The sequence below is a fragment of the Cetobacterium sp. genome (assembly GCF_051658645.1).
Taxonomy (GTDB): Bacteria; Fusobacteriota; Fusobacteriia; order Fusobacteriales; family Fusobacteriaceae; genus Cetobacterium_A.
Map to the genome: position 1 here is coordinate 1 of NZ_JBOFMZ010000021.1, position 7096 is coordinate 7096.

Below are 7096 nucleotides of genomic sequence, written 5' to 3' on the forward strand. Positions count from 1 at the left end.
AAAGAATATTCTTTTTAAGGCATAGACAAGCTATGTCTTTTTGTGATATCATTTTTTTACAAAAATATTTCAAGTCGAAAATCTTTATCCCTTTTTTAGGAATTGGACCTATTTTTCATCTTTAGTTAACAGATTCAAATTATTTAACCTTTGCACCTATTTTAACACTTGAATCAGCTTCTATAAGTTTTAATCTCTTTTTCTCAGTAGAACTTAGTAGCATTCCTTGAGAAAGAACTCCTCTTAAAGTAACAGGAGGTAAATTTAAAATTGCCAGAACTTTTTTCCCAAGAAGTTCTGATGGTATTGGATAATATTTTGCAATTCCAGAAACAATTTGTCTTACTTCATTAGCAGTTTTAACTTTGAATTTAAGAAGTTTATCAGCACCTTCAATGTTACTAACTTCTAATATTTCAACAACTTGAATATCAATTTTATCAAAATCAGCGATTTCAATTGGATTTTCAATTTTTAAATCTTCATTAATAGATAATGGATCTTTTTTAGCTTCTTTTTTCTCAACTTCAAGTCTAGGGAATACTGGTTCAGCAGTTCCTAAAATGTGTCCTTCAGACAAAAGATTCCATCCGTTTAAAGAATCTAAATTTACATCTAAAATATTTTCAGAGAATCCTAACTGGTTCCAAATCTTTTGAGATGCAGTAGGCATATAAGGTGCAGTAAGAACAGCAACTTTATAAAGTGATTGAACTAAGAAGTTCATAACAGTAGCAAGTCTTTCTTTTTTAGCTTCATCCTTTATAAGAATCCAAGGAGCTGTTTCATCAACATATTTATTCATTCTAGATATAAATTTCCAAATGGCTTCTAAAGCTTTAGAAAATTCAACTCTGTTAATGTGATGATCTACTGCAGAAAGAGTTTCATTCCAAAGAGTTTTAATTGTTTCATCAACTTCTTCAAAAGCCTCTCCTTTTGTAATAATACCATTGAAATATTTGCCATACATTCCAAGAGTTCTATTTAAAAGATTTCCTAAATCATTTGCTAAATCAGAATTTATTCTTGTAACAATAGAAGGAGTAGAATAATCTCCGTCATTACCAAAGTTAACTTCTCTCATTAAACAATATCTAAATGCGTCAACACCGTATTTTGCAATTTCATCTAATGGAGCAACAACATTTCCTTTAGATTTAGACATTTTTTCACCTTCTGAAGTCCACCATCCATGAGCAACAATCTTATCTGGAAGTTTAATTCCAGCAGAAAGTAACATACATGGCCAGATAATAGCATGGAATCTTAGAATATCTTTTCCTAAAAGATGTACAACTTCTCCATCATTCCAAAACTTTTGGAATAATTCAGTATTATTTTCATATCCAACAGCAGTTAAATAGTTTGTAAGAGCATCAAACCAAACATAAGTGATATGTCCAGGAGCAAACTCAATAGGAATTCCCCATTCAAATGTATTTCTAGAAATAGAAAGATCTTGTAATCCTTGTTTTATAAAAGATATTACTTCATTTTTTCTAGAGTGTGGTAATATAAAATCAGGATTATTATCAATATGTTGAAGTAAAGCATCTTGATATTTAGACATTCTAAAGAAGTATGATTCCTCTTTAACTGTTGTTAATTCTTTTCCACAATCAGGACAATGTTTTTCATTTACTATTTGATTTTCAGGAACAAATGTTTCACAAGAAACACAATATTTACCTTCGTATTCACCTTTGTAAATATCTCCTTTTTCATGTACAGTTTTTATTATTTTTTTAACAGCATCTTTATGCCTAGACTCAGTTGTTCTTATAAAGTCAGTATAGTTTACATCTAAGGCTTTCCACATATCAATAAATCTAGGAGCCATAGAATCTGTCCAAGCTTGAGGAGTTAAATCTCTCATTTTAGCAGCTTCTTCAACTTTTTGACCATGTTCATCAGTACCTGTTAAGAAGAAAACATCAAATCCTTTAGATTTCTTATATCTAGCTAAAACATCTGCTGCGATAGTAGTATAAGCACTTCCAACATGTGGGTCTCCATTAACATAGTATATAGGTGTAGTTACATAAAAATTCTTACTCATATATCAATCTCCTTTCAAATCATTTATTTTTTTTCATTTAATTTTTGTTGAGCTATTCTATCCATAGAAAATAGTGCTGTTTCAACTATTTCTAAATAATCATTTAGATTAGCATCTTTAGGAATAAAAATAGGTTCTCCCATAACACAAACCATTTTAGAAAATGGCTTAGGCATTTGAAATTTATCCCAAGCTTTTTCAAAGGTCCATTGATTACTATAAGCAACACCAACGGGAAGAAGCGATTTTCCAGACTTTTGTGCAAGATAAAGCATTCCAGGTTTTACTTTGTAAACAGGACCCTTAGGACCATCAAGTGGAGTCCCAACACTATAACCATTTTTAATAAGTTGAATTAACTTTAAAACAGATTTAATAGAATCTTTTCCAGAGGATCCTCTAACAACAGTAAATCCCATTTTTTCACAAGGAATAGAAATTAATTCTCCATCTTTAGATGGACTAGCTAAAACAGCTTTTTTATTAGAGAAATTTAAAAAACTTAAAAAAGAACCAATAAGTTTATTGTGCCAAAAACCACAAACGTAAGATTCATCTTCTTCAATTTCTGGACTTTTAATAATCTCTATTTTCATTGTTTTAGAAATAATTTTAAGTAGATAGTAAAGTATCAAACCATATTTTTTATATTTGCTATTTTTCATTAAAAGTCCACCTATAATCAAAGTATTTTAAAATAATTATAACATAAAATTAGATTAAAAAAAAGCACCAATACAATAAGTATTAGTGCTTAAAATTTAAAACTAGAATAATCCAGGAATGTTGATTCCACCAGTAACAGCAGACATATCCTTTTCAGCTAATTCATCAGCTTGTCTCATAGCTTCAGTAACAGCAGAAAGAACTAAATCCTCTAGCATTTCTTTATCTTCAATAGCATCTTTTATAGTTTCTTCAGATATTTTTATAGAAACAATATCTTTTTGTCCATTAGCTTTAACTACAACAGCTCCACCACCAACAGAAGCTTCAACTTCTTTTCCTTTTAGTGATTCTTGAACAGCAAGCATCTCTTGTTGCATAGCTTGTGCTTGTTTTAAAATATCAGATTGAGAGTTTCCTCCAGTTTTTGGTCCTTTTAATTTTCTAACCAATTTAATCCCTCCTAGAACATATTGTGTAATTAATATGATTATATCATAATTTAACGTAAATTTTCAACTATAGATTTTAAAAGCTTGAGTAAAGAAGAGGTTTGAAAAAAATATCCTCATTTTCTATAAAGTTTTTTAAATTTTCTGGATTAGTTAAAAAGTTTAATGAGAATATTTTTTGCATAGGAAGTAAAGTAGATTCAAAAATAGATTTTAAATCATCTTCATATGCAATCTCAATAATACTATAGCTATCTGAAATATTCAAATCAACAGCTAAAGAATTTATAGTCTTATTAAGACCACCAATAGAATCAACAAGTCCATTATTAAGAGCTTCTTCACCTAACCATATTTTACCTTGAGCAATTTTTTGAACATCTTCTAAAGGTAAGTTTCTACCATAGGCAACTTTATTTAAAAACTCTTCATATACTTTAAAGTTAGCGTCATATATTTTTTTTTCTCTTTCAGGAGTCATAGTAGTTGTAAGTGAGTATAAGTCAGAAAACTTTCCTAGAGTCAACTCATTCATCTGAACTCCTACATTATCAGTTACTTTTTTGAAGTTGGGAATTAAACTAACAACTCCAATAGAACCAGTAACGCTATTTCTATCAGCAAAGATTTTTTTAGCTGCTGTAGAAATATAATATCCACCAGAAGCAGCAACACTTCCAATAGAAACATAAACAGGTTTTTCAATATTTTTAATAGAGTTATAAATTATATCAGATGCAAGAGCTGAACCTCCAGGAGAGTTAACCCTAATAACAATACCTTTTATACTATCATTTTTAGCTGCTTTTTCTAAAACTTTAATAAATTCATCAGGAGAGATACTGCTAGAACTTGGATTTCTAGAAGCTGAATAATTTATTTCGCCATCAGCATAGATAATTGCGATTTTATTATTTGAAATATTAGCATTAGATAAATAATTTTCAATATTAGTTATATTTTCGATATTCTTTTCTTTTTTAAAATCTTCCCAGTATTTAAGAGTAGTTAAGAGCTTATATTTTTCTAAAATATGAGAAGATTCACCCATCAACTCTCCATTTAAAATAATTTCATTCAATTTACTTGAATCAATAGAAAGATTTTTAGATAGATCTTCAATAAAATAAGAATAACTTTTATCAAAAATTCTTTTTAAATCAGAACGATTTTCTTCAGACATTTCACTTCTTGTATAATTTTCACCATACGTTTTAAAATCTCCAACATGAATAACATTGACATCAATTCCTAATTTGTCTGCTAACTTTTTAAAATAAGGAATATTCTTATTATATCCAGTTACATTAACTGAAGTAGATGCAGATGGTGGCATTAAACTTTCAGTACTATAACTACTTAAAAGTAATGAGTTATTGTCAATTAGAGCTCCATAAGAGTATATTGGTTTATTATTATTTTTAAATTGAATTAAAACTTCGCCTAGCTCACTTATTTGATTTTTACTAAGAGTGTTATTATCTAAAAATAAAATAAGTCCCTCTACATTTGAATCATCTTTTGATGAATTTATCTTTTTTAAAAGTTGATAAAAATTAATACTGTTAGAGTTAAAATCAAAAGGATTTTGTACTAATGTTTCACCAAAAGATTTAGAAAAATCAATTTTTAAATATGATTTTTTAGTGATTGGAACTTTTTTTGTTTTAGAAAAATAGTTAAATGCAACAATTATTAAAATCAAAAAGAAAGCAAATTTTATAATCATAGAAGAAATCTCTCTAATAATAAATTTGGTAAAATTGAGTAAATATTTAAATATAATCATAATTAGTTAACACCTTTTTCTTTTTTAAGTTCAATTTCTAATAAGTTTAATAATCTATCAAATTCAGTAGCTACAGCATTGAAAGAATCTTTTTTACTTAAATCTACTCCAGCTTTTTTAAGTTGATTCATAGGATGGTCATTTCCACCAGATTTTAAAAGAGTTAAGTAGTTTTCTTTCGCCAACGCTCTTTCATTCTGAGAATATTTTTCATTTGTTATTTTATCATATAAATTTGCAGACGCAGCAAAACTTGTAGCATATTGATAAACATAGTAAGGCGAGTTAAAAAAATGAGGAATTCTAGACCAAATAATCTTTTGTAATTCATCCATACTCAATTCAGATCCAAAATAATCATTAAATAAATTTTCCATAATTTTATTTAAAACTTCAGGTGTAATAGCTCCCCCTTTTTCAACAATTTCATGTGCTTTGTATTCATAATCTGCAAAAATAGTTTGAATATAATAAGTGCCAACAATTGCACCAATCGCTTGTTCAATAAGAGCAATTTTTTCTTTAGAATCATTTGTATTTGTTAGCATACTATCTAAAAGTAATCTTTCATTGAAAGTAGATGCTACTTCGGCGACAAAGATTGTGTAGCTGCTAATAGGATAAGGTTGGTTTTTAGTAGATAACATAGAGTGCATAGTGTGACCAAGTTCATGGGCAAGAGTAAAAACAGCGTCCATAGTTCCATTATAATTTAGAAGCATATATGGGTGAACATCGTATATATTTAAAGAGTATGCTCCACTTCTTTTATTAGGTGTTTCATATACATCAAGCCATCCTTTACTAAGAGCAGTATTTAATCCTGCGTAATAGTCTTCTCCTAAAGGTTTTACAGATTTCAAAACATCTTCTTTAGCTTCTTCATATGAAAAACTTCTATTATAATTAACAAGATTGATAGAATTATCATAATAATGATAGTTATCAAGTTCTAGTGCTTTTTTTCTTAAAGATATATATCTTTTTAAAGGTGCTGTATTTTCTCTTGTAGATTGTATTAAAGTTGTATAAACTTCTAAAGGGATATTTTTAGGATCCAAAGATTTTTGTAAACTAGATTTATAATTTCTTGATTGAGCCGTCGCAAAATCTCTTTGAAGAATACTTTTATATATAGATGCATATGTATTTTTATTTACGTTAAAAGAGCTGTAAAGAGCTTCAAAAGCCTTTTTTCTATCTTCTTGTAATCTATTACTAGCGACAATTTTAGAGTAAACACCATTGGTAACAGTGACTTTAGTACCATCATTTAATTCAATTTCATTCCATTTTATATCTGAAGTTGAAAGTTCACTATATATATCTGATGGAACACCTAAGTACTGTCCAAAGTATGAAAGTAATCTTTCTTTATCAGCACTTAAAACGTGTTCTTGAAGCCTATAAATCTCCATTAAAGGAAATCGATTAGATTGTAAAGCATCATTTTCATCAATCCATTTAATCATAGTATCTTTAGGAATCGTTAAGATTTCAGGCGTAATCCAAGATGATGATATTGAATAATTAGCATATATGCTTTCAATTTCTTGTAGTTTAATAGAAGCGTTTTCATTAGTTGAATCTAAATCTCTTTGCAAATAAGGGTATAGATAAACTTTATCAAGTAATCTCGAAACGCTTTCCTCTAGAGTCATAAGTTGTATAAAAGTTTCAGGATTTTGTGAGATTTTACCTTCATATTCTGGAATTTTACCCATAATTTTTTTTAATTCAATTAAATCATTTTCCCAATCACTCCAATTAGAATAGATATCATCTAAATTCCATTTGTATTCTTGGGCAATTTTATCTCTATTTGTTTCCATAGAAAACTCCTCCTTAATTATTTTTATTTTAGATTTTGGTATATCTGTTTTAGGTTGTGCTGATTTTTTTTCATAAAAATATTTGCCGACAAAAACTGAGTTAGCAATAATCATAAGAAATATAAATTTTTTCATCAAATCCCCCTGTTGTTCAATAGTTTCTGTTAACTTAAAAATTATTGAAACTACTCCAATCCTTTGAGGTATAATAGTTATTCAAACAACCAATATTCCCCCCAAGAAAGGAGCAGTTTTTAACTATGTATATTAATAATATCTCTTGTCCTCGTTGTTT

5 protein-coding genes are annotated in these 7096 nt (G+C 28.2%); all 5 read right to left on the reverse strand.

The window, feature by feature from the left end:
• Positions 1–139 precede the first annotated feature (139 nt).
• The 5 genes from metG to pepF all read right to left on the reverse strand — a co-directional run bounded on the left by metG (position 140) and on the right by pepF (position 6801).
• A complete protein-coding gene (metG, locus tag ACRCZX_RS01025; RefSeq protein ID WP_438581088.1) occupies positions 140–2062 on the reverse strand; it encodes a methionine--tRNA ligase in 1923 nt (640 codons plus the stop codon).
• 23 nt (positions 2063–2085) lie between these two features.
• A complete protein-coding gene (locus tag ACRCZX_RS01030; RefSeq protein ID WP_438581089.1) occupies positions 2086–2727 on the reverse strand; it encodes a lysophospholipid acyltransferase family protein in 642 nt (213 codons plus the stop codon).
• 102 nt (positions 2728–2829) lie between these two features.
• Positions 2830–3180 carry a YbaB/EbfC family nucleoid-associated protein gene (locus tag ACRCZX_RS01035; RefSeq protein ID WP_438581090.1) on the reverse strand — a complete coding sequence of 117 codons (351 nt, stop codon included), beginning with the start codon at positions 3178–3180 and terminating at the stop codon, positions 2830–2832.
• Between the two features lie 76 nt (positions 3181–3256).
• Positions 3257–4909, reverse strand: coding sequence for a signal peptide peptidase SppA (gene sppA, locus ACRCZX_RS01040; protein ID WP_438581091.1), 1653 nt, complete (start codon positions 4907–4909; stop codon positions 3257–3259).
• A 62-nt stretch (positions 4910–4971) separates the two neighbouring features.
• Positions 4972–6801: an oligoendopeptidase F gene (gene pepF, locus ACRCZX_RS01045; RefSeq protein WP_438581092.1), complete on the reverse strand. Its 1830-nt coding sequence runs from the start codon at positions 6799–6801 to the stop codon at positions 4972–4974.
• Positions 6802–7096 lie beyond the last annotated feature (295 nt).

Bases quoted from the DNA above. Each gene is read 5' to 3' on its own strand.
- metG (WP_438581088.1), bottom strand. From the start codon at position 2,062: ATGAGTAAGAATTTTTATGTAACTACACCTATATACTATGTTAATGGA.
- ACRCZX_RS01030 (WP_438581089.1), bottom strand. From the start codon at position 2,727: ATGAAAAATAGCAAATATAAAAAATATGGTTTGATACTTTACTATCTA.
- pepF (WP_438581092.1), bottom strand. From the start codon at position 6,801: ATGGAAACAAATAGAGATAAAATTGCCCAAGAATACAAATGGAATTTA.
- sppA (WP_438581091.1), bottom strand. From the start codon at position 4,909: ATGATTATAAAATTTGCTTTCTTTTTGATTTTAATAATTGTTGCATTT.